This is a genomic window from uncultured Acinetobacter sp. (genome assembly GCF_947626835.1).
In the GTDB taxonomy this organism is placed as follows: Bacteria; Pseudomonadota; Gammaproteobacteria; order Pseudomonadales; family Moraxellaceae; genus Acinetobacter.
Genome location: NZ_CANQTS010000002.1, coordinates 58,048 through 84,312 on the forward strand (window position 1 = coordinate 58,048; position 26,265 = coordinate 84,312).

Annotated in this window: 23 protein-coding genes and 1 pseudogene; 18 read left to right on the plus strand and 6 right to left on the minus strand. The window is 38.7% G+C overall.

Annotation, left to right across the window (positions count from 1 at the left end):
• Window positions 1-37 precede the first annotated feature (37 nt).
• The 10 genes from aroK (at window position 38) to Q0Z55_RS01835 (ending at window position 13,125) form a co-directional block, all read left to right on the plus strand.
• Window positions 38-589 carry a shikimate kinase AroK gene (gene aroK / locus Q0Z55_RS01790; RefSeq protein WP_366806775.1) on the plus strand — a complete coding sequence of 184 codons (552 nt, stop codon included), beginning with the start codon at window positions 38-40 and terminating at the stop codon, window positions 587-589.
• Window positions 590-603: 14 nt separating this feature from the next.
• A complete protein-coding gene (aroB, locus tag Q0Z55_RS01795; RefSeq protein ID WP_297423433.1) occupies window positions 604-1,683 on the plus strand; it encodes a 3-dehydroquinate synthase in 1,080 nt (359 codons plus the stop codon).
• An 8-nt stretch (window positions 1,684-1,691) separates the two neighbouring features.
• On the plus strand, window positions 1,692-2,552 hold the full coding sequence (locus tag Q0Z55_RS01800; protein WP_297423436.1) for a hypothetical protein: 861 nt from the start codon (window positions 1,692-1,694) through the stop codon (window positions 2,550-2,552).
• Between the two features lie 394 nt (window positions 2,553-2,946).
• Entirely contained in the window at window positions 2,947-7,419 is a 4,473-nt protein-coding gene (gene gltB / locus Q0Z55_RS01805) for a glutamate synthase large subunit (RefSeq protein WP_297423439.1), read from the plus strand.
• 69 nt (window positions 7,420-7,488) lie between these two features.
• Window positions 7,489-8,910 carry a glutamate synthase subunit beta gene (locus Q0Z55_RS01810; protein WP_297423442.1) on the plus strand — a complete coding sequence of 474 codons (1,422 nt, stop codon included), beginning with the start codon at window positions 7,489-7,491 and terminating at the stop codon, window positions 8,908-8,910.
• Window positions 8,911-9,045: 135 nt separating this feature from the next.
• On the plus strand, window positions 9,046-9,636 hold the full coding sequence (locus tag Q0Z55_RS01815) for a LemA family protein (protein ID WP_297423445.1): 591 nt from the start codon (window positions 9,046-9,048) through the stop codon (window positions 9,634-9,636).
• A 50-nt stretch (window positions 9,637-9,686) separates the two neighbouring features.
• Window positions 9,687-10,682: a YgcG family protein gene (locus Q0Z55_RS01820; RefSeq protein WP_297423789.1), complete on the plus strand. Its 996-nt coding sequence runs from the start codon at window positions 9,687-9,689 to the stop codon at window positions 10,680-10,682.
• Window positions 10,676-11,236 carry a TPM domain-containing protein gene (locus Q0Z55_RS01825; protein ID WP_297423448.1) on the plus strand — a complete coding sequence of 187 codons (561 nt, stop codon included), beginning with the start codon at window positions 10,676-10,678 and terminating at the stop codon, window positions 11,234-11,236. Before Q0Z55_RS01820 ends, Q0Z55_RS01825 begins: the two co-directional genes overlap by 7 nt.
• A 316-nt stretch (window positions 11,237-11,552) precedes the next feature.
• Window positions 11,553-12,089 (plus strand): hypothetical protein, encoded by a 537-nt coding sequence (locus Q0Z55_RS01830; RefSeq protein WP_297423451.1) that lies wholly within the window; start codon window positions 11,553-11,555, stop codon window positions 12,087-12,089.
• 250 nt (window positions 12,090-12,339) lie between these two features.
• Window positions 12,340-13,125 carry a hypothetical protein gene (locus Q0Z55_RS01835; protein ID WP_111884147.1) on the plus strand — a complete coding sequence of 262 codons (786 nt, stop codon included), beginning with the start codon at window positions 12,340-12,342 and terminating at the stop codon, window positions 13,123-13,125.
• Between the two features lie 32 nt (window positions 13,126-13,157).
• On the opposite strand, the gene Q0Z55_RS01840 is transcribed toward Q0Z55_RS01835, so the two are convergent.
• On the minus strand, window positions 13,158-13,778 hold the full coding sequence (locus Q0Z55_RS01840; protein ID WP_111884148.1) for an HAD family hydrolase: 621 nt from the start codon (window positions 13,776-13,778) through the stop codon (window positions 13,158-13,160).
• A gap of 104 nt (window positions 13,779-13,882) precedes the next feature.
• A complete protein-coding gene (locus tag Q0Z55_RS01845) occupies window positions 13,883-14,149 on the minus strand; it encodes a hypothetical protein (RefSeq protein WP_111884149.1) in 267 nt (88 codons plus the stop codon).
• Between the two features lie 158 nt (window positions 14,150-14,307).
• Between Q0Z55_RS01845 and Q0Z55_RS01850 the strand changes: the two genes are divergently transcribed.
• The gene (locus Q0Z55_RS01850; protein WP_071851506.1) at window positions 14,308-14,535 is read left to right on the plus strand and encodes a helix-turn-helix transcriptional regulator; all 228 of its coding nucleotides are present in this window, start codon (window positions 14,308-14,310) and stop codon (window positions 14,533-14,535) included.
• A gap of 134 nt (window positions 14,536-14,669) precedes the next feature.
• On the opposite strand, the gene Q0Z55_RS01855 is transcribed toward Q0Z55_RS01850, so the two are convergent.
• Window positions 14,670-15,299: a LexA family transcriptional regulator gene (locus Q0Z55_RS01855; protein ID WP_111884150.1), complete on the minus strand. Its 630-nt coding sequence runs from the start codon at window positions 15,297-15,299 to the stop codon at window positions 14,670-14,672.
• Between the two features lie 41 nt (window positions 15,300-15,340).
• Between Q0Z55_RS01855 and Q0Z55_RS01860 the strand changes: the two genes are divergently transcribed.
• The 6 genes and pseudogenes from Q0Z55_RS01860 (at window position 15,341) to Q0Z55_RS01885 (ending at window position 21,860) form a co-directional block, all read left to right on the plus strand.
• The gene (locus Q0Z55_RS01860) at window positions 15,341-15,538 is read left to right on the plus strand and encodes a hypothetical protein (RefSeq protein WP_104425630.1); all 198 of its coding nucleotides are present in this window, start codon (window positions 15,341-15,343) and stop codon (window positions 15,536-15,538) included.
• 17 nt (window positions 15,539-15,555) lie between these two features.
• Window positions 15,556-15,735 (plus strand): annotated as a pseudogene (locus tag Q0Z55_RS01865) (phage antirepressor N-terminal domain-containing protein); the annotation flags it as partial.
• Window positions 15,736-16,108: 373 nt separating this feature from the next.
• The gene (locus Q0Z55_RS01870; protein ID WP_297423470.1) at window positions 16,109-17,536 is read left to right on the plus strand and encodes a site-specific integrase; all 1,428 of its coding nucleotides are present in this window, start codon (window positions 16,109-16,111) and stop codon (window positions 17,534-17,536) included.
• Complete coding sequence (locus Q0Z55_RS01875) at window positions 17,533-19,470, plus strand: hypothetical protein (protein WP_297423473.1); 1,938 nt, start codon at window positions 17,533-17,535, stop codon at window positions 19,468-19,470. The genes Q0Z55_RS01870 and Q0Z55_RS01875 overlap by 4 nt, the downstream gene beginning before the upstream one ends.
• A complete protein-coding gene (locus Q0Z55_RS01880) occupies window positions 19,467-21,506 on the plus strand; it encodes a hypothetical protein (protein ID WP_297423476.1) in 2,040 nt (679 codons plus the stop codon). Before Q0Z55_RS01875 ends, Q0Z55_RS01880 begins: the two co-directional genes overlap by 4 nt.
• Before the next feature lie 3 nt (window positions 21,507-21,509).
• Window positions 21,510-21,860: a hypothetical protein gene (locus Q0Z55_RS01885; RefSeq protein WP_297423479.1), complete on the plus strand. Its 351-nt coding sequence runs from the start codon at window positions 21,510-21,512 to the stop codon at window positions 21,858-21,860.
• Window positions 21,861-22,038: 178 nt separating this feature from the next.
• Here Q0Z55_RS01885 and Q0Z55_RS01890 read toward each other — a convergent pair whose 3' ends face one another.
• The 3 genes from Q0Z55_RS01890 to Q0Z55_RS01900 all read right to left on the minus strand — a co-directional run bounded on the left by Q0Z55_RS01890 (window position 22,039) and on the right by Q0Z55_RS01900 (window position 24,936).
• The gene (locus tag Q0Z55_RS01890; protein WP_297423482.1) at window positions 22,039-23,130 is read right to left on the minus strand and encodes a serine hydrolase domain-containing protein; all 1,092 of its coding nucleotides are present in this window, start codon (window positions 23,128-23,130) and stop codon (window positions 22,039-22,041) included.
• A 95-nt stretch (window positions 23,131-23,225) separates the two neighbouring features.
• A complete protein-coding gene (locus Q0Z55_RS01895; protein ID WP_297423485.1) occupies window positions 23,226-24,104 on the minus strand; it encodes an isoprenylcysteine carboxylmethyltransferase family protein in 879 nt (292 codons plus the stop codon).
• A gap of 355 nt (window positions 24,105-24,459) precedes the next feature.
• The gene (locus Q0Z55_RS01900) at window positions 24,460-24,936 is read right to left on the minus strand and encodes a pilin (protein ID WP_297423488.1); all 477 of its coding nucleotides are present in this window, start codon (window positions 24,934-24,936) and stop codon (window positions 24,460-24,462) included.
• 758 nt (window positions 24,937-25,694) lie between these two features.
• Between Q0Z55_RS01900 and Q0Z55_RS01905 the strand changes: the two genes are divergently transcribed.
• Window positions 25,695-26,153: a pilin gene (locus Q0Z55_RS01905; protein WP_297423491.1), complete on the plus strand. Its 459-nt coding sequence runs from the start codon at window positions 25,695-25,697 to the stop codon at window positions 26,151-26,153.
• The last annotated feature ends 112 nt before the right edge of the window (window positions 26,154-26,265 follow it).

Consider the following 26,265-nt stretch of genomic DNA (forward strand, 5'->3'; position numbering starts at 1 on the left):
TATATTTTCAATTTAAGCAAAATTAATAGGTGACTCCTTGCCAAGCAAAGAGTTTGATACCCTACCAAATATCTATTTGGTAGGGCCCATGGGGGCAGGTAAAACCACAGTTGGTCGTCATTTGGCAGAGCTGTTAGGACGTGAGTTTTTAGACAGTGATCACGAAATTGAACGTAAAACTGGGGCCTCCATCCCATGGATCTTTGACAAAGAAGGCGAAGTTGGTTTTCGTGAACGTGAAACTGCGGTCATTGATGAGCTAACTGAACGTTCAGCTTTGGTGCTGGCTACAGGTGGTGGTGCAGTGACCCAAGCCCCAAATCGTCAATTCTTAAAACAACGTGGCATCGTTGTTTATCTGTATACGCCGGTTGAAATTCAATTACAGCGTACCTATCGCGATAAAAATCGTCCCTTATTACAAGTTGAAAATCCTGAGCAAAAGCTACAAGAGCTGCTTGAAATTCGTGATCCTTTATATCGTGAAGTGGCTCATTATATTATTGAAACCAACCAAGGCGCTGCGCGTGATTTAGCGCAAAAAATCTTGAATTTGATTTCAAATAACTCTCAAGTATCAGTTGAATAAGCGATCTTAACATCATGCAAACTTTACACGTTGAACTCGGTGATCGTCGTTATCCGATCTTTATTGGTAGTGACTTAAATCCTCAAGCATTACTTGAACCGTATATTAAAGGTCGTCAGGTGATGATTGTCAGTAATACAACGGTTGCACCGCTGTATTTACAGCATTATGTCACCGCCCTTAAAGCCTTAGACAAGACGGTTGCGACGTGTATTTTGCCTGATGGTGAGCAGTACAAAAACATTGAGCATTTAAATTTAATTTTTGACGCCTTACTTGAAGCGGGTTTTAACCGTGACTGCACGGTGCTTGCTTTAGGCGGTGGTGTAATTGGCGATATGGCAGGCTTTGCCTCAGCAGCCTTCCAACGTGGCGTGTATTTTGTACAAGTGCCAACCACGCTATTATCACAAGTAGATTCCAGTGTGGGTGGTAAAACAGGGATTAATCATCCTTTAGGTAAAAACATGATTGGTGCATTTCAGCAGCCACAAGTGGTACTCGCTGATATGTCACAGTTAAAAACACTCCCCCCGCGTGAACTCTCGGCTGGTCTTGCCGAAGTGATTAAATATGCATTGTTAGGTGATGTTGAGTTTTTGGCATGGCTTGAAACCCACATGGAACAATTGGTTGCAGGCGATGCTGAGCTTTTGGCTCAAGCGGTGTATCGTTCATGTGCCCATAAAGCACGTATTGTGGCCAATGACGAAAAAGAACAAGGCGAGCGTGCTTTACTCAATTTAGGTCATACCTTTGGTCATGCCATTGAATCATATTTAGGGTATGGCGAGTGGCTGCATGGTGAAGCTGTGGCGACTGGTATGGTGATGGCGGCCGATTTATCGATGCGCATGGGCTGGATTTCAGCCGAGGATTTAGAGCGTACAAAAAAAATCATTTCTCGTGCCAACTTACCGATCGTTTGTCCTAAAATTCCACTCGATGAATTCTTAGCTTTTATGGCGCATGACAAAAAAGTTTTAAACGGACAATTGCGCTTGGTCTTGCTTGAAAACTTAGGCAAAGCGGTGATTACCAAAGCATTTGATGTAGAATTGATGCAGCAGGCAATTTTAGCCCACCAAGAATAAGGTTTACTATGGCAGCTATCCGCACCTCAAAGCAAAAATTACAGCACACCTTTTGGTTGGGTTGCGGACTGCTGTGTTTATCTGGCGCACTCATTGCATGGGCCATCACCGATCAAGATCAACTTGAAGTGGTAGAAGTGGCCAAAGAAGCGCAAATCCCTGTACAAATTCAACCTGAAAAAGTCGCTGCAACCACGCATTTGGGTGGTTTGTTAGAGCAAGTGCGGCCTTTAGATATGACCACACGTGTGGTGGCAACAGGTCAACATGAAGCTGAATTTCGTGGCAATAAATTTATTGAAGACAATAAAAACAAATATGTGATTGAGTTGTTTCGTGTTTCTGAAGAACAAATTATTAATACGTTTTTAAAGAAACAAACACAGCGTAAAGACTATCGTTATTTACGTTTAAGCGGCGAAAATCAAGCTGAGCAATATGTGATGCTGTATGGCTTATATGGCAATCAAGACCAAGCGAAGGCAGCCCTTGCTGCCACCAATTTTGGTTTACCAAAATCAGCGCAAGCTCATGTAACGGCGCTGAGCGACTATCAAGAATTCGTCAATGATATGGGTTCGGATGAACTCGGTTTAAATAAAAAGTTATATGAAGTAAAACTACGCCCTGTGGCCTTACCGCGTGTAGATGAAAGCGTATTGGCTGAAGCCAAACGTAACTTAGCCCGTCAGCAAGCGCTGACTCGTACTACACCACGTCAAACGGCTGTGTCTCCTCAGTCACAAAATCAAACTGCACCTACTATTCATCCTGAAAAAGCCACCACATCAACTACAATTGTACGTCGTGATCAACAAGGTACTGTGGTGGATGTTGAGAAAACCCAGAGCCAAAGCAACGGCGAATAGTCCTTTACCGGGGCACAATAAAGTGCAAAAAAATCCTCTAATTTTGTCCTAAAATAGCGCATCTTGCTTATTACATGCTCATTTTTGCCCATTTTCGGTGCAAAAATAATCAAAATACATGATTTAAAATCGATTTGAGTCTGTTAAAGTCGTCAATATAAAAGCTACAACACCTAAATAAAAAACTTGGCATCGTTCTTGCTTTATTGCTGCATGAATTGAGTCAATGTCCTGTTTTGGCGCGGCAGACTCCAAAAACTGTGCACAATCTTGCGTTAAAAGAGTGCTTAAAGTGATTGGCGGCTTTGCTAACTCAAACTTAGGAACACACCCAACAAAAAATGAACTGTTAATTGCCCATTGATGGGCTCTGTAAGAAGGGTACGCTATGCACATGCCATCGCCTCACAATGTAGCTCCCACTCAAGGTTTGTATCAACCCGATGAGTTTAAAGATAACTGTGGTTTCGGCTTAATTGCTCACATGCAAGGTGATGCAAGCCATGACTTAGTCAAGACCGCCATGCACAGTTTAAGTTGTATGACCCACCGTGGTGGTATTGCCGCAGATGGCAAAACAGGTGATGGTTGTGGCTTATTATTGGCAATGCCAAAAGCGTTCTTCCGTGAAGAAGCAAAAAAAATTAGTGATATTACTTTAAGCGAAGTCTTTGCTGTGGGTACGGTATTTTTAAACCTAGACCCAGCTTTGGCTTTAAATGCTAAACAAATTTTAACCAAAGAAATTGAAGCAGAAGGCTGTCGCGTATTGGGTTGGCGTGTTGTGCCAACCAACACCGATGCTTTAGGTTCAATTGCGATGCAGTCTTTGCCAGCGTTTGAACAAATCTTTGTCAATTGCCCAATGGGTGTGACTGAGGTTGAGTTTAACCGTAAATTGGTGATGGCACGTCGTCGTGCTGAACAACAAATCAATGACCCATATTTCTATGTAACAACCTTATGCTCAACAGTGATTAGCTATAAAGGTTTGATGATGCCGGTGTATATTGCCGACTTCTACTTAGATTTAGCCGATCCGCGTTTAGCCTCACATATTGTGGTGTTCCACCAACGTTTCTCGACCAATACCTTGCCACGTTGGCCATTGGCACAGCCATTTCGTTATTTAGCGCATAATGGTGAAATCAATACCATTACTGCTAACCGTAACTGGGCTGTGGCACGTACTCCTAAATTTGCAACGCCATTTTTACCGGGTATTACAGAACTTGATCCAATTGTAAACCGTACTGGTTCGGATTCTTCAAGCTTAGACAATATGCTTGAATTATTGGTCGGTGGTGGTATGGATTTATTCCGTGCACTACGTATGCTCGTACCACCTGCATGGCAAAACGTAGAAACTTTAGACGTTGATTTACGTGCTTTTTATGAATTTAACTCAAAACACATGGAAGCATGGGATGGTCCAGCAGGGCTTGTGATTCAAGATGGGCGTCATGCCATTTGTATGCTAGATCGTAATGGTTTACGTCCGGCACGTTGGGTGATTACCAAAAATGGTTACATCACGCTGGCTTCAGAAATTGGCGTATGGGGTTATGAACCTGAAGATGTGATTTCTAAAGGTCGTGTGGGTCCGGGTCAAATCTTAGTGATTGATACCTTAACCGGCAAAATGCTGGATACTCAAGATGTCAACAATCATCTTAAAAACATGCGTCCATATCGTGAATGGTTACGTGATCATTCAGTACGTTTACAAGGCAGCACCGAACTTGAAGAACATTTATGTGATCAAGGCTTAAAAGGCGAACAGCTTAAAGCCTCACAAAAAATGTTTATGGTGACTTTTGAAGAACGTGATCAATTGCTGCGTCCAATTGCAGAAAGTGGTCAAGAAGCGGTGGGCTCTATGGGCGATGACACGCCAATGGCAGTTCTGTCACGTCAAGTGCGTCATGTGTCGGATTATTTCCGCCAACAGTTTGCACAAGTGACCAATCCGCCGATTGATCCATTACGTGAATCGATTGTGATGTCGCTTGAAACTTGTTTTGGTCGTGAGCAAAACGTGTTTGAGCAAAGCCCTGAACATGCTGATCGTTTGATTGTTTCAAGCCCAGTGCTGTCCAACTCAAAAATGCATCAGATTCGCACGCTAGGTCGTAAAGGCTATGAGATTGCCGATATTGATTTGAACTATGCCCAAGACGAAGGCTTACAGGCTGCAATTACACGTATTTGTCAGCAAGCAGCACAAGCCATTCGTGATGGTAAAACATTATTGGTGCTCTCAGACAAAAAAATCCGTGAAGGACATTTACCTGCCAATGCCATGATGGTCACCGGTGCAGTACATCATCATTTAATTCAAGTGGGTTTACGTACCGACGCCAATTTAATTATTGAAACAGGTTTTGCCCGTGATCCGCATCAGTTTGCTGTATTGCTAGGCTTTGGTGCTACTGCCATTTATCCATACTTAGCGTATGACGTGATCAATGATCTGATTGCCAAAGGCGAGTTATTGGGCGACCCTGTGTATGCGCAAAATAATTTCCGTAAAGGTATTGAAAAAGGCTTACTCAAAGTTTTATCTAAAATGGGGATTTCAACGGTTGCTTCTTACCGTGGTGGTCAGTTATTTGAAGCGGTTGGTTTAGCGAATGAAGTGGTTAACACCTGTTTTATTGGTGTGCCAAGCCGTATTCAAGGAGCAACCTTTGTAGACTTAGAAAACGATCAGAAAAAATTAGCCGATTTAGCATGGAAAAACCGTAAGCCGATTGAACAAGGTGGCTTACTCAAATTTGTATTTGATAAGGAATATCACGCCTTTAACCCAGATGTGATTAATGCACTGCATAAAGCGGTTCGTTCAGGTGATTACGCCGATTTTAAAGAATATGCACAGTTGGTCAATACCCGTCCAATTGCCACCATTCGTGATTTATTTAAACTTAAAACTGACCATTCAATTGCCCTAGAACAGGTTGAATCAGTTGAACAAATTTTACCACGCTTTGATTCAGCAGGGATGTCCTTGGGTGCATTATCACCAGAAGCACATGAAGCAATTGCAATTGCCATGAACACGATTGGTGGGCGTTCAAATTCCGGTGAAGGCGGTGAAGATCCTGCACGTTATGGCACCATTCGTAACTCAAAAATCAAACAAATTGCATCAGGTCGCTTTGGTGTGACCCCGGCATATTTAACTTCAGCAGAAGTGCTGCAAATTAAAGTGGCACAAGGTGCAAAACCGGGTGAAGGTGGTCAATTACCGGGGGGTAAAGTCAACGGTTTGATTGCACGTTTACGTTACTCGGTACCGGGTGTAACCTTAATTTCACCACCGCCGCATCATGACATTTACTCGATTGAAGATTTATCACAGTTGATCTTTGACTTAAAACAAGTCAATCCACAGGCGATGGTGTCGGTCAAACTCGTATCTGAACCGGGTGTAGGCACTATTGCAGCAGGTGTTGCTAAAGCCTATGCCGATTTCATTACCATTTCAGGTTATGACGGTGGTACAGCAGCGTCGCCACTGTCTTCAATTCATCATGCGGGTTCGCCGTGGGAATTAGGTTTAAGTGAGGCGCATCAAGCACTGCGCGTGAATGACCTACGCGGTAAAGTGCGCGTACAAACCGATGGTGGTTTAAAAACAGGTTTAGATGTGGTCAAAGCCGCCATTTTAGGTGCAGAAAGCTTTGGCTTTGGTTCTACCCCAATGATTGCTTTAGGTTGTAAATACCTGCGTATTTGCCATTTAAACAACTGTGCAACTGGTGTAGCAACGCAACAAGATCATTTACGTGAGCAGCATTATATTGGTGAGCCAGAAATGCTGATCAACTTCTTCACTTTTATTGCTGAAGAAACGCGTGAATGGTTGGCAGCCCTTGGTGTAGCAAGCTTAAAAGATTTGATTGGACGTACCGATTTACTGGAAATTTTACCGGGCGAAACCGACAAACACGCGCATCTTGATTTAAGCGCTTTACTTGAGTCACATCCATCGGCTGAAGGTAAAGCGCAGTATTGCCAAGTAGAAGGCAATGCACCGTTTGATCAAGGCGTGTTGGCTGAGCGTATGGTGACGGATATGCTGCCTGCAATTGAAGCCGGAACAGGGGGCGAATATCACTTTAGAATTGGCAACTGTGACCGCTCGATTGGGGCACGTATTTCAGGTGAAATTGCCCGTCGTTATGGCAACTTAGGCATGGAAGATCAACCTGTTAAAGTGCATTTAACCGGTACGGCAGGTCAATCCTTAGGGGTCTGGAATGCCGGTGGTCTACAGATTAAATTAGAAGGCGATGCTAACGATTATGTCGGTAAAGGCATGGCCGGTGGTTGTATCTCAATCTTCCCACCAAAAGGTTCACCGTTCCAAAGTCAAGAAACTGCCATTATTGGCAACACCTGTTTATATGGTGCAACAGGCGGTAAATTATTTGCCGCAGGTACCGCAGGTGAACGCTTTGCGGTGCGTAACTCAGGTGCATTTGCAGTGATTGAAGGTGCAGGCGACCATTGCTGTGAATATATGACCGGCGGAATTGTGACTGTATTGGGTAAAGTGGGGCATAACTTTGGTGCAGGTATGACTGGTGGTTTTGCTTATGTCCTTGATCTAGATAACGACTTTGTTGATCACTATAACCATGAATTGATTGAACTTAATCGTATTTCTACCGAAGCGATGGAAGAGCATAAAGCCTATTTACTCACCATCTTAGATGAACACATCCAAGAAACCGGCAGTGCTTGGGCATATAAAATCCGTCATGAGTTTGATTTTTATAGCCGTAAATTCTGGTTAGTCAAACCTAAAGCAGCTAACTTATTGACCTTACTCAAAAAGACACAAGCAGATCCACAATAATTCTACAAGCAAGATAAGGGCAGGTGTCAGTGACTAAAACCACACTGACACCCACCGACGGAGACAGATATGGCAGAGCGCCTAAGTAATGACTTTCAGTTTTTGGATGTAGCACGCCAAGACCCTGAAAAAAAAGATATCGATGTCCGCAAAGCTGAGTTTGTGGAAATTTATAAACCCTTTACAGCAGAAGTGGCAAAAAACCAAACCCATCGCTGTTTAGGCTGTGGTAACCCATATTGCGAATGGAAATGTCCAGTACATAACTACATTCCAAATTGGTTAAAGCTGATTGCCGAAGGTCGCATTTTCCAAGCAGCAGAATTGTGTCATCAAACCAACACCTTACCTGAAGTCTGTGGTCGGGTATGCCCACAAGACCGTTTATGTGAAGGCGCATGTACCTTAAATGATGGCTTTGGTGCTGTTACGATTGGTAATGCAGAAAAATATATCAACGATACCGCGTTTGCTTTAGGTTGGCGCCCTGATATGTCACATGTGACATGGACGGATAAAAAAGTTGCCATTATTGGTGCAGGTCCAGCAGGTCTTGGCTGTGCCGATATTTTAGTGCGTGCCGGTGTTCGTCCTGTGGTATTTGATAAACGCCCTGAAATTGGTGGCTTACTCACTTTTGGTATTCCAGAATTTAAAATGGAAAAAGATGTGATGAAGCGCCGCCGTGAAATTTTCACAGGTATGGGCGTTGAATTTCGCTTAAATACCGAAATTGGGACAGATATCACCATCGAACAATTACTTGCAGATTATGATGCTGTGTTTATGGGTATGGGTACGTATACCTATATGAAAGGCGGTTTTGCCGGTGAAGATTTAGACGGTGTACATGATGCTCTTGATTTCTTAATTGCCAATGTGAATCGTACCCAAGGTTGGGAAAAAGACCCAGCAGACTATATTTCGGTACAAGGTAAAAAAGTCGTGGTTTTAGGTGGTGGCGACACTGCGATGGATTGTAACCGTACTTCAATCCGTCAAGGTGCTGAGTCAGTGACTTGTGCCTATCGTCGTGATGAAGCCAATATGCCCGGTTCACACCGTGAAGTAAAAAATGCCCGTGAAGAGGGTGTACAGTTTGCCTTTAACCGTCAACCGATTGAAATTGTGGGTCAAAATGGCAAAGTCACAGGCGTTAAAGTCGTGACGACACAATTGGGCGAACCCGACAGCCGTGGTCGTCGTAGCCCTGAGCCTATTCCGGGGTCTGAGGAAATTTTACCAGCAGATGCGGTGTTACTTGCCTTTGGTTTTCGTACCTCACCTGCCGATTGGTTTAAAGATGTAAGCATTGAATTAGATGGTTCAGGTCGTGTAGTTGCCGCAGAACAGCAGCAATACAAATTCCAAACTTCTCATCCAAAAATCTTTGCCGGTGGCGATATGGTACGTGGCTCAGATTTAGTGGTGACTGCTATTTGGGAAGGTCGTCAAGCGGCTGAAGGCATCTTAGATTATCTAAATGTTTAATCCTATATAAATCTAAACCCGCTCAGTGCGGGTTTTTTTATGCTTGCTTAAATAAAAACAACAATTCACAAAAGCCTTTATGATTACAATGCTTATAATTTAAATAAATACAACAAAAGCAGAGGACATACGTCTATGAACTTTATGAAAAAATCAGCACTTGCGATAACCCTTGCCAGCACTTTAGTTTTCTCAGGCTGTGGCTATAACACCTTACAAGTCAAAGATGAAGCCGTGGTGGCGTCTTGGGCAGAAGTACAAAACCAATATCAACGCCGTGCCGACTTGGTGCCTAATTTAGTTAATGTGGTGAAAGGTTATGCCAAACATGAAGAACAAGTCTTGACCCAAGTGACCCAAGCACGTGCCAATGTTGCAGGGTTAAAAGTCGATAAAGAAGTTTTAGAAGATCCTGCATTATTTGAAAAATACCAACAAGCCCAAGCACAGATGAGCAGTGCTTTATCACGCTTATTGGCAGTCACCGAAAACTATCCTGATTTAAAAGCCAATGAACAATTCCGTGACTTGCAAGTACAACTAGAAGGCACCGAAAACCGAATTGCAGTGGCACGTAACCGTTATATCAGCAGCGTGCAAGATTTTAATAGTTACTCACGTCAATTCCCGCAAGTCATGACTGCTAAAGTGATTGGTATGAAAACCAAAGAAAACTTCAGTGCCGATGCCAATGCTCAAAATGCACCTCAGGTTTCTTTCGACTAAAACAGCTTAATCCGTAGGAGAGACCTATGCTCATCACACGGTTGCTCGGGATGACATTGCTGTTGCTTATGTTTGGCAGCAGCACGGTCTATAGTAATGAAGCCACGGCAACAGATACACAACAAGCCGTGGTGATGGGTCAAATCATTCAGCCGCAAGGCAATAATGCCACTCGTGCCACAGCACCTACACCTACCGCTAGCCAAGAGGCTGTGGCTAATGATCTTAATGAAGGCGAAATACGTACTTTACCCAGTTTAAATGAACCGATTGTTGATCAAGCCAATTTACTGAACCCTGCCCAAAAGCAGCAAATTAGCCAAACGATTTTGCAATTGCACCAACAAGGCAAAGCACAAATTGGGGTAGTGATTGTGCCCACGACAGGTCAAGAAGATATTTTTAGCTTCGCGATGCGTGTAGCCGAACAATGGCAATTGGGGAGTGCCCAACGTGACAATGGTTTACTCATGGCGATTGCCGTCAATGATCGACGTATTCAGATTTTAACCGGTTATGGTTTAGAAGGTGTGATGCCTGACATTATCACCAGTCGCATTATTCATCAGCACATCACGCCTTATTTTGCCCAAGGGCGTTATGCCGAAGGGATTGCCTCAGGCCTTGGGCAAATTCAAACAATTTTAAATCAAGACCCTGAAATTGCAGCACAAGCGGCGCAAGAGTTACAACAACGCCAACAACAAGCCTTGCAAGAACAACAAGCGCGTGAAAAAACCCTCTCTACAGCATTGTTTATTTTAATTGCAGGCGTATTTGCTTCTTATATAGTAGGACGGCGTTTAAGTGCTTCAACCGCAGCCGTGGCAGGTTTGGTGGCAGGTTTGGTCAATGGCGCAGGTTTAATCACCAGTGTATTGTTGGCAGGTGGTATTTTTGTACTGCTGATTAGCTCGGTTGCACAACTGATTTTACAAATGTTCTTATCAGGCGCAGGGCGTGGTGGCGGCGGTGGTTTAGGTGGTGGTGGTTACCGCGGTGGTGGTGGCGGCTTTGGTGGCGGAGGAGCTTCAGGATCATGGTAACAACAACAGAAACAACCCACATTGTCACACAGCCTAAAATTGAACATGTGGCTCAGCCCAGTCTAAAGCGTTGGTTAAAGCATTTTTTCTTTATGCCTGCGACTAAACGCTATTTTAATCAACAAGATCAACATGCCATTAGTGTGGCTGTGCAGCAAGCTGAGCAAGGTCATGTCGGTGAAATTCAAGTGGTGATAGAAGGGCATATTCCGTGTTCACAAGCCTATCATCAAGATATTAAAATGCGCGCCCGCGAATTGTTTGCCGAACTTGGCATTTGGGACACCGAACTTAATAGCGGTATATTGCTGTATATCAATTTATGTGAACGCAGCGTTGAAATTGTGATTGATCGTGGCCTGAAATCTGCCACCCAACAAGCCACTTGGGACAGTATTTGTCAGCAACTGATTGTAAGCATGCAGCAGCAAGAGTACCGACAAGCGGTTATTGAAGCTGTTTTAGCGATTGGTCAGGTGTTAAATCAGTTTTATGATCAAAACATACCCGATCAAAGTGACGAATTAGGTAATGCGCCAATTATGCTTGGTTAAAAAATAAGTAAACAACTGACAAAAAATGTCAGTTGTTTACATAAAAAATACATAAGTATACAAATCACATTTTAGTTGATTTTTGATTTTTTCATAAATATTTTTATAAATCAGTGTCTTAATATAAATAGGAAATTAGTATTTAACTTTGGCACACACTTTGCTTATAGTTACATATATAAATAAACAGATATTTTTTTGGAGAATATTATGAACGCTCAAAAAGGTTTTACATTAATTGATACTCCATAAGTGTCCATATAAAATAAACAATCCATAAGTAAGTCAATATGGACATAAAAATAATAAATTTGATATGAAGCATCAATATTATCTTTTTCTACTTTTTTCACTCTCTGTTTTTACTCATGCTCAAAAACTAGATTTAATTCAATATTCAGATATTTCATCAATTCCTCAAATTGCTTTGAATCCAAAAATCCAAACAGAACTTCAAACATTGTTAAAGCATGATTATCTAAAATTTCAATCTAATTTCGATAATTACTCAGCGCCCTATTTACTAAAAACAGATGAGGCTCTGTATTATGAAGGTCGATCTGGAACTAGTTTAGATGCTTCATCAGCGATTGTGTTTAAAGATGGGCGATTGTTTGCTGCAATATATTTTGCCAAAACCAAGACCTTAAAATATTTTAGCAATGATGCAAGTTGCTCAGAACAGTTACATCCTGCGATTCAAGTCTTTGCTCAGCAGCGTGAAATTCAAAGTATTAAGTATGTGACAGCAAGAGTGGAAAGCGCTTTAAAATATCATCTTGGTTTAGCTGCTCAATGTGAGGCTTATATAGAAAAACTAAAGAAAGGAAACTCAAGCTTTTTGAACATCTAAACCAAGATGAAAAATCTATAATGGCTCAATGGAAAGGTAAGTGAGTCGTATAAAATAGATGGGGAATATTTTTCCTTCAATAAGCTCAGGAAACTGTTGGCTGAGACTTAGGCGTGAACTTAGTCGGACGCTTGTCGAAGCCATTGTGTGACAATATACTCCTATGGACTAACTTACACTCAACTTGCACAAATTATGTTGTTTAACGTATGTAACAAGTTGAAATTGTTAAAAAATAGGATAATTAAAAATGCAACAAACTGAATTAAAACAATTACCAGACTGGTTATTAAAACAGTTACCCCAAATGACTGAACCAGCAATTTTATCACTGCGAGATACGAAACTTGTCGTCACTTACCCCGATCGTATGGAAGCAATTCACGAAAGCTTAAAAGACGTACAACACCAGATCCATCATGTCAAACCGACAGATTTACAGATCCTACCAGAGGTTTATCAATATTTTGGTGAGGATAAAGAAAATGGTTGCCTATTTTTTAAAACCTCTGAGCATTTTTCTAGTAGTTTGTTTTCCTGTACCGATCAAAATAAATTTGAGCATTTACAATCTGCTTTACGGACTGCCTTTGAAAATGAGCAAGCATATCTCGCAAATCCAACGGACTTTTTAACTGCCTATCATTTTATTGATACACACCCAGCTTTTTGGACGGTTACTGGCGATGTACCATCATGGCACTGGAATACATGGGGGCATTGCCAAAATATTTATCACGGTGCATATAATGATGAAGATGATGGGAAACTAGTGATTTATTTAGAGACTGGCTCACATCTCAATAAAGTAGAAGATGGTGGTAAATTATACCAAGAGCATTATCATGATTATCGTTTAGATGTTTGGGCAGATACGTTTGAACAGGCATTTATCAAGTTGGCGGCAATGGTGTATAAGTTTTTTGACCATCAAGGTGTTGAGCGTCCAGATGTGCCACATATAAAACCAGCATGGGTTCTGGAGCTTGATGAACAAATTGCAGAATTTAAAAAATGGAAAGATGAGGAGCTGTAAGTATTCACTATTAGGGGGACATCCACGAGTTGTTAAAGGATGTCGTTTAAAACTTCTGCCAATGTTTGACCATTTTGACGATTGATCAATCTAGCAGACATACCAAATGCTGTCGGCCCTGTAAAATCTGCAAGTGCTGTATCCCCAATAAATAGGACTTCTGAAGCTTGGCAACCTAGTTGGTTAATGAGTGACTGATAGATTTTCGACTCAGGTTTAATTGCAGCAACTTCATAACTCCAAGCATAAGCATCAAGGGGCGGTAATAATGAAGAAACAATTTTTCCATATGGCATAGCTAAATTTGAGCATAATGCCAATTTAATTCCCAATTTCTTTAATTCTTCCAAAGTTGATAAGGTATCTTCATACAGTCTAATAGAGCGTAACTCTTCATCTAAATCATGCTCAAGTTCTTGCAGAAATTGGTCTGGAATATTTACTGCTAATCGCTTTGCAAGCTCTGCCAAATTTAAATTGTGGGACATAATAAATTTGGCATCATCAGGCTTTGGTTGTCGCCCATTTTCCTTAAGCCATTTCATTAATTGTCTATATGGGGAACGTCTGTCCCCTATTTTTACAAGTGTACCAAATACGTCAAAAGCAATGACTAATGGCTCAATATGACCTGCTTTTGTTGATAATTTCATATTTTTATAACCAATTAAATTAATTTTTACTTCTTGTTGAGATTACCATAAGAGCATTATTATAAAAAATTAAGGGAGATATTTGATATCTCCCTTTGATTATTTTATTCACTGAAGTTTGCAAACATAATTTTAGGAAAATTTTTCATAAAGTGCCGTCTAACATGATTGAAGTCACTAAGATCATGTTGATTTTTTTCAAAATAATTAACCCAGGCTAAAGTTGCATCTTGGTCATTTAAGTTAGGATTAACATTCAGGAATAAAGCTAAATCAAATGTACGGTCAATATTAAACTCTTTGATTAGAGCAACAGCAGTTGAGCGGACCTCTTCTGAAATAGAGAATTTTGGAGAAAAATAGTTATTCATAGCTGAACTCGCATAGAAATTATATAATGATATTTAGAACGGCTAATTTGTTTTTAATAGAACAATATAACCTGCTGTAGGTTAAATTATCATGGTGAAAGTTGTTTATCAAGTTAAATTAACCTGCTGTAGGTTAATTTTTTAATTTAAAGGTTGCTATGATTAGATGTAGGTTGTCAAATTTGATGGGTGAGCGAAAAATTTTAAAGTTAAGTGAGGTAGCTCAGGCGACCAGTATTAATCGCAATACACTAACAAGCCTTTACTATGATCGTGCAATACGAATTGAACTTTCAGTTGCTGATACCTTATGTAAATATTTTAATTGTAATATGCAGGATTTATTTGAATATACCGATGAGTATGAGGAAAGAGATGACACTTAGTAAAATGTCATCCCTTTTTTTAAAGCTCAATAGGATGCTTTAAATACAATTCAGGATCATTCCAAATTGTCTGAATGTATTCTTTTTCTTTGAAATCACGCAATACTCTTGCCCTCATACTTGATAACTATTATTTAGATCAACCCTTGCCTGTATACTACTTTACCTAAAACTATTATTTCTGACTCGTTCACTGTGTTGTCAGGATAAGCTGAATTGTCTTTAGTTATTTCAATCAACCCATTAGCGCTACGGTGTAAACGAACAACCATTCTTTCACCATAGAAATATATTAAATAAATTAATCCCGATATAAAGTATTTATCTGACGTATCAACTAAAACTAAATCATCATTAAAAAGGGTTTCCTGCATTGCATCCCCCTTAATCTTAAAAACGCTTAGTATATCTACTTCATTTAAATGATTTTTAGTGCAAAATGATTTAGAGAGCATAATTTTATCTCCATCACTATTGCTAAAAGATATAACCTGATCGCCATCTAAATCATTTATATCAAGAGAACAAAGATCACTTTTACTGAAAATCTGATCACTTATATCAAGCGCTTTTAAGATTTTCATATATGTAGCTTGACGTGGTTTTGCGGTACCAACTTCATAATCAGAAATTTGTTTTCTTGAAATACCAACTGCATTAGCCAATTCTTGTTGAGATAGCCCTCGCTGTGATCGAAAAAACCTTAAACGCTCAGAGAAATCAGCAACCATAAAAAATCCTTGACAGTTATCAAAACCTATCATAAATTATCAATTGCTATCTTGAGGTTATGAAAGGAGTTATCATGTACACATGTTCTTATGATGACGAATTAGCAGATATTGTCAAGGCTGCTGCAAAACGCGAAAACCGCACATATCGCGGTCAATTCAACCACTATTTAAAATTGATCCTTCAGCATGAAGGTCTTTTAGAAAATCCAGACAACAAAAAAGCAGATTGCACTCGCCAAAGTAACCAATCTGCCCACGTTCAACCCTAACCAAAGGAATCGAAACCATGAGAAGTCTAACCCAAATCGCAGTACCTTTCCATAATGCTGAATTATATGTTGTTGAGCATAAAGGGCAACCCTACACCCTCATACAAACTATTGTTGAAGGTATGGGCTTGGATTGGAAAAGGCAATTCGTCAAACTAAAACAGTGTTTTGCACAAGGTATGGTGGAAATCACCATACCTACAATATGTCACTTACATTTAATAGCCGTCTTGGAAAACCACAAGTATCATTTATTTCAAAAAATTCTTGGATACTGGATAGCGAAAATATTGCAGGAATCATTGGTGATCCATCTGGACCTAAGAAAGAGCTTCTATCTGAAATTATTCAAGCAGCAGCTAAATGCTTAACCAAATAATTTCACTACTTATTCCGTAGAGCAATGATTTTCATTCGGCAAAAAGTATAAAAGCCCATGTTGGTCGCATGAGCTCTTATAAATTGTCTTGATTGGTGTCCAGACAATCCCATTTTGATGAATAGGGGCATTTTTGTCAATCCTATCTCAAGGTCGCTTTTTGCCTGTTTTTTAATAAACAGGAGGCTCACATGAGCACTAAACTTAAAAATGGTCAGTCACGCTACCAGTCTAAAGCTAAAGTTGTGACCATTAAAAAATTTCAGTTATTGACGTTGGTTAAGGCAACCCGTTGTTTAAATGATGCAGAATTTGAAAAATATGGTGATGCTTACCTCGAATTCCCCATGATTATTCAGGGAGATGGGCAGCCATCTGAAATTTTTAATCTGTACTTGCTAAAAAAATTACAACAAACAATACAGTATGATTTTAAAACATTTTCTTCAATTGCTAACCAATTACTTGATTTTCAGCGATTTTTAGAAGATGAGCAGTTGGACTGTTTGAAATTTCATAAATTAAAACAGCTGAATGCAATTTTTAAATATCGTACTCGTCTTATTGAGCAGGCAAATGCAGGTCTCATTTCCGCCAGTTCTGCACGTGGTCGAATTAATGCAGTGGTGAACTTTTATCGATTTCTTGTAACGGAAGACTTAGTTGATCATCAACGTTATGGACTTCCATTTCAAGATGTCTATAAATATATTGCCGTGGATAATGAATTTGGCGCACGTCGAAAAATGGCAATTAAGTCGCATGACCTTGCAATTCATGTTCCTGCTAAAGCCCCAAATTCTGAAGTGATTAAGGATAATGGTGAATTAAGCCCACTCAGTGTTGAAGAGCAGGCTGTTATATTAAAAGCACTGCAAAAATCATCACGTGAATATCAGTTGATGTTCTATCTTGCATTGTTCACTGGTGCTCGCCTGCAAACAATTTGTACTTTACGAATCAAAAAATTAATTGGTCGTGAGCCTGATAGCCAGGGTTTTATCCGCCTGCCAGTTGGGGCGGGTACAGGCATTGATACCAAATTTCAAAAACCAATGACGCTGCTAATCCCGAATTGGTTAGCACAAGACCTGAAAGTTTATATCAATAGTGAGCAAGCGCTTCAGCGTAGACAGAAGTCAAACTATGGCGACTCGGATGAAAATTATGTATTTCTCACTAAGTTTGGTACACCTTTCTACACCAGCAAAGCTGAGCAACAGGAATTGACCGAGCAGATCAAAGCTTCTGAGTCATTTGGGACTAGACTTAAACTGTATGAAGGTGAAGCGGTACGCAGCTATTTAAAAGTCGTGCTATTACCCGAAATTCTCTTGATTGATCCACAATTTAAAAGTTTCAAATTCCACGACTTACGTGCCAGTTTTGGTATGAATTTGCTTGAAAGTCAGTTACAGCATTTGCCAGATGGGCATTCTGCTATGACCGCTGTTGAGTATGTGCAAGCTCGCATGGGTCATCGCAACATCAGCACCACTTTACAATATTTGAATTACAAATCTCGTTTACAGTGGCGCAATAAAATTCAGCATGAGTATGAATCAAGCTTAATGAAATACGTGATGTCTTCTGTGGATTTAGCAGGAGATTTATCATGAGCTTCACACGTACCCCATTGTTCGTCCATATCACCGATATCAATAAACAGATTAATGAACATGAGCGACTTATTCTCGTTTGCAAGGATAAAACCGCTTCTTTTGCTTTTAAGACATTTGACATTGGAACTCTATTTTACCGTAAAAGAGTATCTGGCGAGATTTTGTCAGAACAGCAGTTATGTGCATCATTTGATGAAAAAAGACGTTATTTTTTGCAGTGTTTAACGGACTATTTGTTGCAAATGAGCGGATCAGATTTGTCAAAAGGACTATTTTATTACACCAGTAAACTTTTTTTAGATTGGGTGGATAGCCAAAAGAAAAATTTTGATTTATCAAGTCAAGACAGTGTGATAGATGCGTATCGTCGTTACAGCAAATATTTAGTTGATCGCACTTTGCTTGCAGATACTGATGAAGAAAACCTAGCTGCACATACAGCAAAGCAATATCAGCGTAATGCGGCGAAGTTGATCGCATATGTATTTGACTGTCATGAAATTGATATTGTTAGTCAAGCGATGCAAGTACAGTCTCAGCGTTACGATGTTCCTGTTTTTCCAATCGCTAAAGAAGATCATCAGAAGACGTATGCAACTTTGTTGAATGTCTTTCTTGAAATTTATCGTATTGTGATGCAAGGCGCAGATTTTCCAGCACATTTTCAGTCCGTGGATCAGGAAGATTTTTATTTTTACTCGGGCTTTCATCATCAAACTGAAAAACAGCATATCCAGTTTGATATGCAGAATTATTTAGCCAAATATCCAATTATTCCAGCCCTTTCCAAAATGTTGGCTGATTTTGAGTTAGAAGAAGATAGTGAGCATCGAAAACGTGTACGTGAAAATCGCAATCAAGCGATTCGTAAACTTGAAGAACGTAATAAAGACAAGCGACATTTAGAGCGTGAAAGACTTGCCTCCTACGGTCTTGCCATTGGCATGCTGTTATTTATTGCACAAACTGGAGCAAATCTAGACACTGCTCAACAATTACAACTCGACAGCATGGAAGTCCTGCCATCAACACAAGGCCGACGCTTTTCAGGAACGAAAAGCCGTGCAGGAAACAAGACAGTACGACCAGAATTTGGAGTAAAATTTGAGCCAGTTTTTAGGAAGATTCTGGAACTTCGAGAATGGTATGTACAAGATGAAGCATGTGATTTTGTCTTTCCATTGCGCAACGAAATTCAGCAATTGGGACCTGTAAGCAACGGCAGATTACAATTAATAAAAAAATTTTTACAACGGATTTTCCCGAAAATGGTTTGGATTACGCCACAACAGTGGCGTAAGCACGTCAGTAGTCAGTATGTCGAACTAAGCGCTGGTGATCTACTGCTTGAAGCTGAAGTCATGGGTCACTCTCTCGATACGGCAAGAAATAATTATGCACGTACTTCATTCAAAGATGCAGCCCAGCAAATTTCACAGTTTTTTAATGAGCTGCGAGAAGTTGCCGTCTCAAAAACTCGAACGCTTGAACGAATTTCGGTGCAAATGCTAGATGAAACTATTGATGCTCAATCCTCACCTGTCGGTGCATGTGCCTCTATCCATCCACAGCCTGAAAAAGCTATTGGGTTTACTGAACGAGCCCCTACACCCAATTGTCAGCAATTTGAGTATTGCTTATTCTGCCAACACTATGCAGTTCATGCTGATGACGAAGATGTACGTAAGCTTTTATCACTGAAAAGCCTGCTCGGCTACATTAAGCAAAAAGCCACGGACTTAATCAAGTGGGAACAGCAGTTTGGGGTTGTGCTACATCGCATTGACGAAGTACTCAACGAATTATCAGATACTTATGAAAATTTACGTGATCGTATTTTTTCAATTCAAGAAGAAGTAGAAAGTGGTGATTTAGATGCCTATTGGCTCAATCATTTTGAATTGCTAATTGATTTGGGGTGGATATCATGAGTTCATTTAATTCATATCTATATTCATTGGGTATTGCTGAGCAGTTTTTACCTGATGAATATAATTTAAAGAATAATCAACTGACTGTTCCAGGTACTTTTGTATTATCGCGAATGAAGAGTGGTGAGATATTGTCAGTTTATTCAGACAATATCTGGGATCTTTCTCCATATTTACCGAAGTGTGATTGTCGCCTGAATTTTGATAGTTGGCTTGATAATGCCCGAGAAAATGACTTTCTTTACTGTCAAATTCGGGCAGAAATGAAAAAAATCAGTTTTGCTTTGCTTTATATAAAATCTGGTAAGTCGATTATTAAAAGTATCGAACAGCGGCATACGGTTTTACGCCAGTTTGCAGCAATTGCATATAAGAATGGCTGTACATTGCAGCAGTTATTTAGCGATGTTGCTTATATGTCAAAAGTAAATGATGCTTATGTTGGTGTGAGCTATCAAAAAGCCATTCACATTAAAGCATTTTTAACGGATTGTTTTGCCTTACAACAGCAATACCCATTGCTCATTCCTGCGTTTAGTACATATAAGCCAATAGAGCATTTAGCAAAGTTGGCTGCTCAACTCAGGTTGCAGTCAGGCAAAGTAGGCCCACAAACCAAAGTTGTTCCTTCACGGCTTTATATAGCCTTAATTAATGCTTTAGCAGATAAATTGAATGAATTTAATCAAAATGCATCAGCACTTCTGAAATGGTTTCAGCGCAAGCAGCAGGATGCAAATTTTGCTTTGATGCCGACAGAATTTAAGCGTAAAAAAAATGCGGTAAGTTTTGCTGATGCTCGAGATTTGCTCGGTTTAACGGCACTGTTTGAAAATAACCAGATTCAAAAACATGCCAACCTCACCCGTTATATGACGCTGATTCAAGGTATGGGCAAGTTGTGGATTCATCTGTTTACAGGGATGCGTGATAATGAAGTGAATCAGCTGTCTTCTGATTGCTATCAAACTATTCAAAGTAATGAGCATCTTGTGCATGTCATTATGGGCTATACATCAAAATTACACGGGGGTGGCAACAAGTCTACGTATTGGATTACGTTTGAAGATATTCAAGTAGGCGTACATGCAGCACAAAGCATTGGTGAAATCTACGCTCTGCTCAACTCACATTATGATATGTCTAATCCTGCTGAATACCCATTATTTCCAACGCGTTATTTGCAAAATCGGAATAAGCAAAATAAAAAGGATTTTATTTCCAATTTTTCAGGTGCCCCGACTCGAACACAGTCTAATTTTAATCAGTATTTAAGCCGTATTTCTGTCTTGCTTGGAGAGGGGGTGAAAATCACAGAAAGTGATATCGCCGAGCTTGAAGCTTTTGATGGTTTTCGCAATTGGCGAGAAGAAAAAGACTGCCAAGTTGGTGAGTACTGGAATATCTGTACCCATCAATTTAGACGTTCGCTTGCAGTTTATGGCGCTCGTTCAGGCATGATCGGACTTGGCGCTTTGTCAGTCCAATTTAAGCATCTAACAGAGTCTATGACGTTGTATTACCGTAATAATGCGGTATTTGCACCAAATATTTTAGTGAGTGACAGTCAAAAAGAGTTTATTCAAGAACTGGAATATCAGCGCTTGGTACATTCTTATGCGCAATTTGAAGAGGGTGTAATTAATAGTGCTGGCCGTTTACTTGGTGGGGCAGGAACCTATTTGCAGCTACAAAAAGACCGCGAGCAATTACTCACAGTATTTCCAAACCGTGATGAAACCATTAAGCGTATGAAAAAGGGTGAAATTGCCTATAAGCCTAGCTTGTTTGGCGCATGTACCAACCCTGATTCTTGCGAAAAAATTTCATTTACTGCGATTACCAGTTGTTTGAGTTGTGCCCATGCTGTGTTTGATGCTGAGAGTGCTGAAAAAATGCAAAAAGCGGTTCAGCGACTACAACGGCAGCGAGATATGCAAGTACAGAACAGTCTGCTATACGGGCAAATGGACAGTGAGATTTTGGCTTTAAACAAAATGATTCAAAAAATTAAAACGATTAATATTGAGGTGTAAAATATGAGTGCACTTAATGATTATTACGCTGCTTTAGAGCGATTAAAAGCCAACAAACCGATTGTTCTACCGAAAGGTTCTGCGATTAATAACGATACGGTTGCAATGGAAGCTGGACGTAAACGAGGCTCGATTAAAAAGAGCCGTCATGCTGCATTAATTGAGGCAATTGAGCAAGCTGCACAGGCAGCAGGGCAAAATGTTCTTTCGCCTGCCCAGCAAATTGAGCAAGCGAAAAGTAAGACCAAAGCGGTGAAAAGTGATTATGAGCAGCTGAAAGAAGATTATGAAAAACTGCTGGAAAAGTGCAATTCTCTGTTGTTGGAAAATTTTGAGCTAAGGCAAGATACTTGAATTTTATAATGGAGATAGCTACTAAATTTTGAATTTAGTAGCTACGCAAACTATATTGACCCTGTCAGAAGAATAAAGAAAAAATCTATATCAATAAAAATTTATATTATCCGTAATATGGATGGATGAGCTGCCAAAAAATAATCTAATCGTAATTAAAGAAAAACTTAGATATTTTTTAATCTTTAGTTATCGGTATTAATGCTTGATATAAAAATAAGTCTAAACTGTTCTTATCTGCTTCAGGTTGTGGTATTGAAGCATTACCTAACCATACTACTATTTGGTTATTCTCTGTTACTGCCAACAAAGAAGTCGCTGCGGCAAGGCTTCCATTTCTATAATACATTTTGGGTGATAAGTTATTTCTTTGATATGATCTAAACAGATACCCATTACACGTTTTAAAACTATTAAATTCACAACTTCTTTGAGCATTATGTGAACTATTGAAAAAATCATGAGTCTTGCTATTAATAAGCTCCTGAATCAAGGCGGCAAACTGAGAAGCATTACCTGATAAGCCTCCAACAGCAGCAAGAGTGTTAAAATCAAGATTTTTGTAGTATGTATTTGACCATGCGGCATTGTTTCTATAATCATAACTTACTTCATCATTTTCAAATGATCCTGATATGAATTTGATATTCTTTGCACTTAAAGAGTAGTTTTTTCTTATATATTCCTGAAAGGATTCGCCAGTTACTCTTTCTAGCACTAATGAAAGTAAACATGTATTCCTATTGTCATAACGGTAATATTGGTTGGGATCAAAGTCTAAAGGAATGTTCGTCAATTCTTTAATCTTGTATGGACACCAAGAGCGATGATTAAACTTTACTATTGGATCTATGCTTTTCGTATGATCAAAACCAGATCTATGTTCTAATAAATTTTCTATTGTTATAGTGGCGACACGTTTATCAAGAAAATTTTCATTATTTAGCTCTTTGAAGTATTTTACAAGAAATTCATCTTTATTTATTTGACCTGCTTCTATTAGTTTTAAAATGGCATGATGTGTAACTACTTTGGTTAAGCTTGCATATCGGAATCGAGTGTCATTAGATAGACCTTCTCTGAAAATAAAACCGTTTTTCCAGCCACTTAAGCAAGTATGTAAATTTTGATTACTATCAATATATGCAATTTGATTTGTAAGTATTTTCTGATCGTTTATGATGAATTCTAAGCTGTTTTTCATCCATTTTGGCGAATTATCTGAGCATTTAATTGTTTTGATTGATAATTTTGCTTCAGATTCTTGCATTGTTTTTCCAATATAAGAGTCAATATTATTATAGTCTTTAAAGAAGACCACTATGCATAAAGTAGATAGAGTGATTAATAACAAAATTTTTACATTCATGATTTTTTAAATTTTTTCTTTATTTTTGCCCACAACCCATTTTTTTCAATCCAAGTATAGTACTCTTGATACTCTTTAAACTTTAATAAGTGTTTTTCTTCTGTTTTAGCACGTAAATAGTAAATTAAACTCACAAAACTAAGTGCCAAAAAATTTCTGAGCATATCTAACCCAATTACACCAAAAAATGGAACAGTGTGTAGCCACCAATAAACATTTTTTGAAAAATAAGCAGGATGACGCATATATTTATATAATCCAGTATTAACTAAACCTCTCCAAGATAAATTTGAAAATTTAAATCCAAAGCTCGCAGTTGCTAACCAATAGATACACCAAGTAAAACAAATTAAAAATGCCCAAATCCAGTATAAAAAACTATCGGGTTGTAGCCAATCTGTCCAAATATAATGATCTGCTTGTTGACTAATAAATTTATACAAAATTAAGAGTGGTGGGTAGCAAATTAAACATACTAACCAGCCTTGCCAAGTCTCATCTACACTGATGCTTTCTGTACCTAGAAATTTACTTGAAAATATATAACCACCTAGTGCAATCATTACATCACAACATAATCCAAAGAAAAATAAAAACTGAATTAAACTCCATGGGTTTTGTAAAATACTTTCTATAGAAAGCATTTGAGTAATTGCTAAATTTACAGCGCCATAGATGTATGGAATAAAGAATATTTTTACTAAATTTCCTAAAAAGAATGTTTTATATTTCTTAAAATATTTTTTGGATATTTGGAAATTATTCCACCACATTATATAATCATCGTTAGGATTTTCTTGCCTTTTATCCCAAAATTTAATCCAACCATAAAATAAAATTAAGATGATAGGAGAAAATGTAATGCTGTCAAACATATAGTCTGCATATAAAGGTTGTTGGAACAGATAGTATATAAGGTAGGAAAAGACTATGCTGAATATCCAGACTAGTATAAATGTTAATAATTTTACTTTTAATCTTAATTTGTTTTTTTTATTTCGATAAAAATTCAGATTAGACTTATTTAAATGATAGGTAATTAATAGACCAATTAATAATGAAGAAAAAATTGTAAATTTAATAGTTATCGAGTTATTGGATGCTAAAAGTTGGGCCTTATTTAATATGAGGCAAATAAAAATACTAATTATTATGCTAAAGCTAACTTTTAACATTAGAGTCTCAAAAAAATAAGCTACCTAAAGGTAGCTTATTTTTAAATAATACTAATTAACCACCACTTGTTGAAGGTGTTGCAGTACGGCAGTTAGCTGGTAAATATTTATTAGGCATTGTACCTGTACATGCCCATTCAATTGCACCTGTTGGAACAGTAGCTGCAGCTAGTGGAGTCTCAGTACCAGTAGCATTAGCTTTATAAGTTGGTGTTAGAATAAGAGTATTTGCACTAGCTGCACCACCAGCTTTTGCTGTAAACGTAACTGTAATCACTCCTGTCGCTGGAGTGATTACAACACCACTCACATTTTCAGTTGAAGCACCATCATAACCAAGTTCTAAAGGTTGGCCATTAGAAGCATTTTCCGCAACAATTGCTTTTGCAGGACTTGCTAAACTTAAGCCTTCTGTAACTTTAGCTCGTACTGTATAATCTTGATAAGCAGGAATCGCAATTGCCGCCAAAATACCGATAATAGCGACAACGATCATCAACTCGATCAGCGTAAAGCCTTTTTGAGCGTTCATAACATTCTCCACAAATGTTTTGTTAATTTATTTATAAGCTTTGTAAGCTAATTTATAATTAGCACAAAGTGTGCCAAAGTATATTATCTAATAATTCTACATGAAATCAATACATTGTTTGATGGATTATAAATATTATTATATGGGTAAGTAAATTTGTGTAACTAAGTGACAAAAATTGTCATTTTTTTCAACTTTAAGGAATCTTATTTTTAGCCAATTTCACTGTGAATTACTGAATCATTAAGTACTAAAAAGTAGTTATAGTGTTTACGCTAAGTGATGATGACTTTGTCCTAATGTAGGTGGTTGAATTCACTAAACATATTTTAGGCTCATTTTTCATAAATGAAGGGAAAATAAAATAAAATGACTCAAAGATTTTAAAATTGATGATTGAACAGCTTGCCTAGCGATAATAGCTTTGCCTATACAATTTGGCGATGATGAAGCGCTAAACGTATTGTTTTGCATTATGCAAGACGTGTGATTCTTCAGCATAAAGAAGAAATACAAAAGATAGCTTATAAATGAGACTGGATTTTTTATTCGGTTTTTAGCTTATCAAAATTTTAAATTATCTCGCGATTAATTTGCTTCATAAAATTCATGCTATCGCATTGAGTAAAAAGCCATTTTCTGATATGGACAATTTGAAAACCTTTGTACTTTTAAAAGCATGTTCATATGGACAAAATATATAATTAGTTAAAGCGAGATAATTCAATGGCTTGATGCATGTCTATATAAAATGACTTATGGAATGTATTGAATTAATGATCGTAGTTGCGATCATTGGTATTTTGGCTGCAATTGCAATTCCTGCTTATCAGGACTATACAGTTCGTGCTAAGGTTTCTGAGGGTTTGAGCTTAGCAAGTGCTGCGAAATCTGTAGTTTCAGAAAATGCAGCAAATGCTCAGCCATTTGCTCAAGGATATGAAAGTCCGAAAACTGTGAATGTTGATTCTATTGCCATTGCTTCAGATACAGGTGCTGTTACTGTTAAATTTACAGCAGCAGCTGGTGCAACAACAGGTAAGGATACTTTACTTTTAACTCCAACGTATAAAGCAACTGCAACAGCGGCTGCTCAAACAGCTTTAGTAGGTACAGCTACAGCTAGTACTGTACCAACAGGTGCAATTGAATGGAAATGTACAGGTACAATGCCTAACAAATACTTACCTGCTAACTGTCGCTCAACAGCAGAGTAATCAAAATTATATGTAGGAAAGCAAGCTATTGTTAGTGGTTTGTTTAGTTTAAAAAGGCTGCAAATATGCAGCCTTTTTTATTTGTCTAAAAACAATACATAAAAAACTTAAA

Coding starts and splice junctions, on each gene's coding strand:
- aroB (WP_297423433.1), top strand. CDS start 604: ATGCAAACTTTACACGTTGAACTCGGTGATCGTCGTTATCCGATCTTT.
- Q0Z55_RS01800 (WP_297423436.1), top strand. CDS start 1,692: ATGGCAGCTATCCGCACCTCAAAGCAAAAATTACAGCACACCTTTTGG.
- gltB (WP_297423439.1), top strand. CDS start 2,947: ATGCCATCGCCTCACAATGTAGCTCCCACTCAAGGTTTGTATCAACCC.
- Q0Z55_RS01810 (WP_297423442.1), top strand. CDS start 7,489: ATGGCAGAGCGCCTAAGTAATGACTTTCAGTTTTTGGATGTAGCACGC.
- Q0Z55_RS01815 (WP_297423445.1), top strand. CDS start 9,046: ATGAACTTTATGAAAAAATCAGCACTTGCGATAACCCTTGCCAGCACT.
- Q0Z55_RS01820 (WP_297423789.1), top strand. CDS start 9,687: ATGACATTGCTGTTGCTTATGTTTGGCAGCAGCACGGTCTATAGTAAT.
- Q0Z55_RS01825 (WP_297423448.1), top strand. CDS start 10,676: ATGGTAACAACAACAGAAACAACCCACATTGTCACACAGCCTAAAATT.
- Q0Z55_RS01830 (WP_297423451.1), top strand. CDS start 11,553: ATGAAGCATCAATATTATCTTTTTCTACTTTTTTCACTCTCTGTTTTT.
- Q0Z55_RS01835 (WP_111884147.1), top strand. CDS start 12,340: ATGCAACAAACTGAATTAAAACAATTACCAGACTGGTTATTAAAACAG.
- Q0Z55_RS01840 (WP_111884148.1), bottom strand. CDS start 13,778: ATGAAATTATCAACAAAAGCAGGTCATATTGAGCCATTAGTCATTGCT.
- Q0Z55_RS01845 (WP_111884149.1), bottom strand. CDS start 14,149: ATGAATAACTATTTTTCTCCAAAATTCTCTATTTCAGAAGAGGTCCGC.
- Q0Z55_RS01850 (WP_071851506.1), top strand. CDS start 14,308: ATGATTAGATGTAGGTTGTCAAATTTGATGGGTGAGCGAAAAATTTTA.
- Q0Z55_RS01855 (WP_111884150.1), bottom strand. CDS start 15,299: ATGATAGGTTTTGATAACTGTCAAGGATTTTTTATGGTTGCTGATTTC.
- Q0Z55_RS01860 (WP_104425630.1), top strand. CDS start 15,341: ATGTACACATGTTCTTATGATGACGAATTAGCAGATATTGTCAAGGCT.
- Q0Z55_RS01870 (WP_297423470.1), top strand. CDS start 16,109: ATGAGCACTAAACTTAAAAATGGTCAGTCACGCTACCAGTCTAAAGCT.
- Q0Z55_RS01875 (WP_297423473.1), top strand. CDS start 17,533: ATGAGCTTCACACGTACCCCATTGTTCGTCCATATCACCGATATCAAT.
- Q0Z55_RS01880 (WP_297423476.1), top strand. CDS start 19,467: ATGAGTTCATTTAATTCATATCTATATTCATTGGGTATTGCTGAGCAG.
- Q0Z55_RS01885 (WP_297423479.1), top strand. CDS start 21,510: ATGAGTGCACTTAATGATTATTACGCTGCTTTAGAGCGATTAAAAGCC.
- Q0Z55_RS01890 (WP_297423482.1), bottom strand. CDS start 23,130: ATGCAAGAATCTGAAGCAAAATTATCAATCAAAACAATTAAATGCTCA.
- Q0Z55_RS01895 (WP_297423485.1), bottom strand. CDS start 24,104: ATGTTTGACAGCATTACATTTTCTCCTATCATCTTAATTTTATTTTAT.
- Q0Z55_RS01900 (WP_297423488.1), bottom strand. CDS start 24,936: ATGAACGCTCAAAAAGGCTTTACGCTGATCGAGTTGATGATCGTTGTC.
- Q0Z55_RS01905 (WP_297423491.1), top strand. CDS start 25,695: ATGGAATGTATTGAATTAATGATCGTAGTTGCGATCATTGGTATTTTG.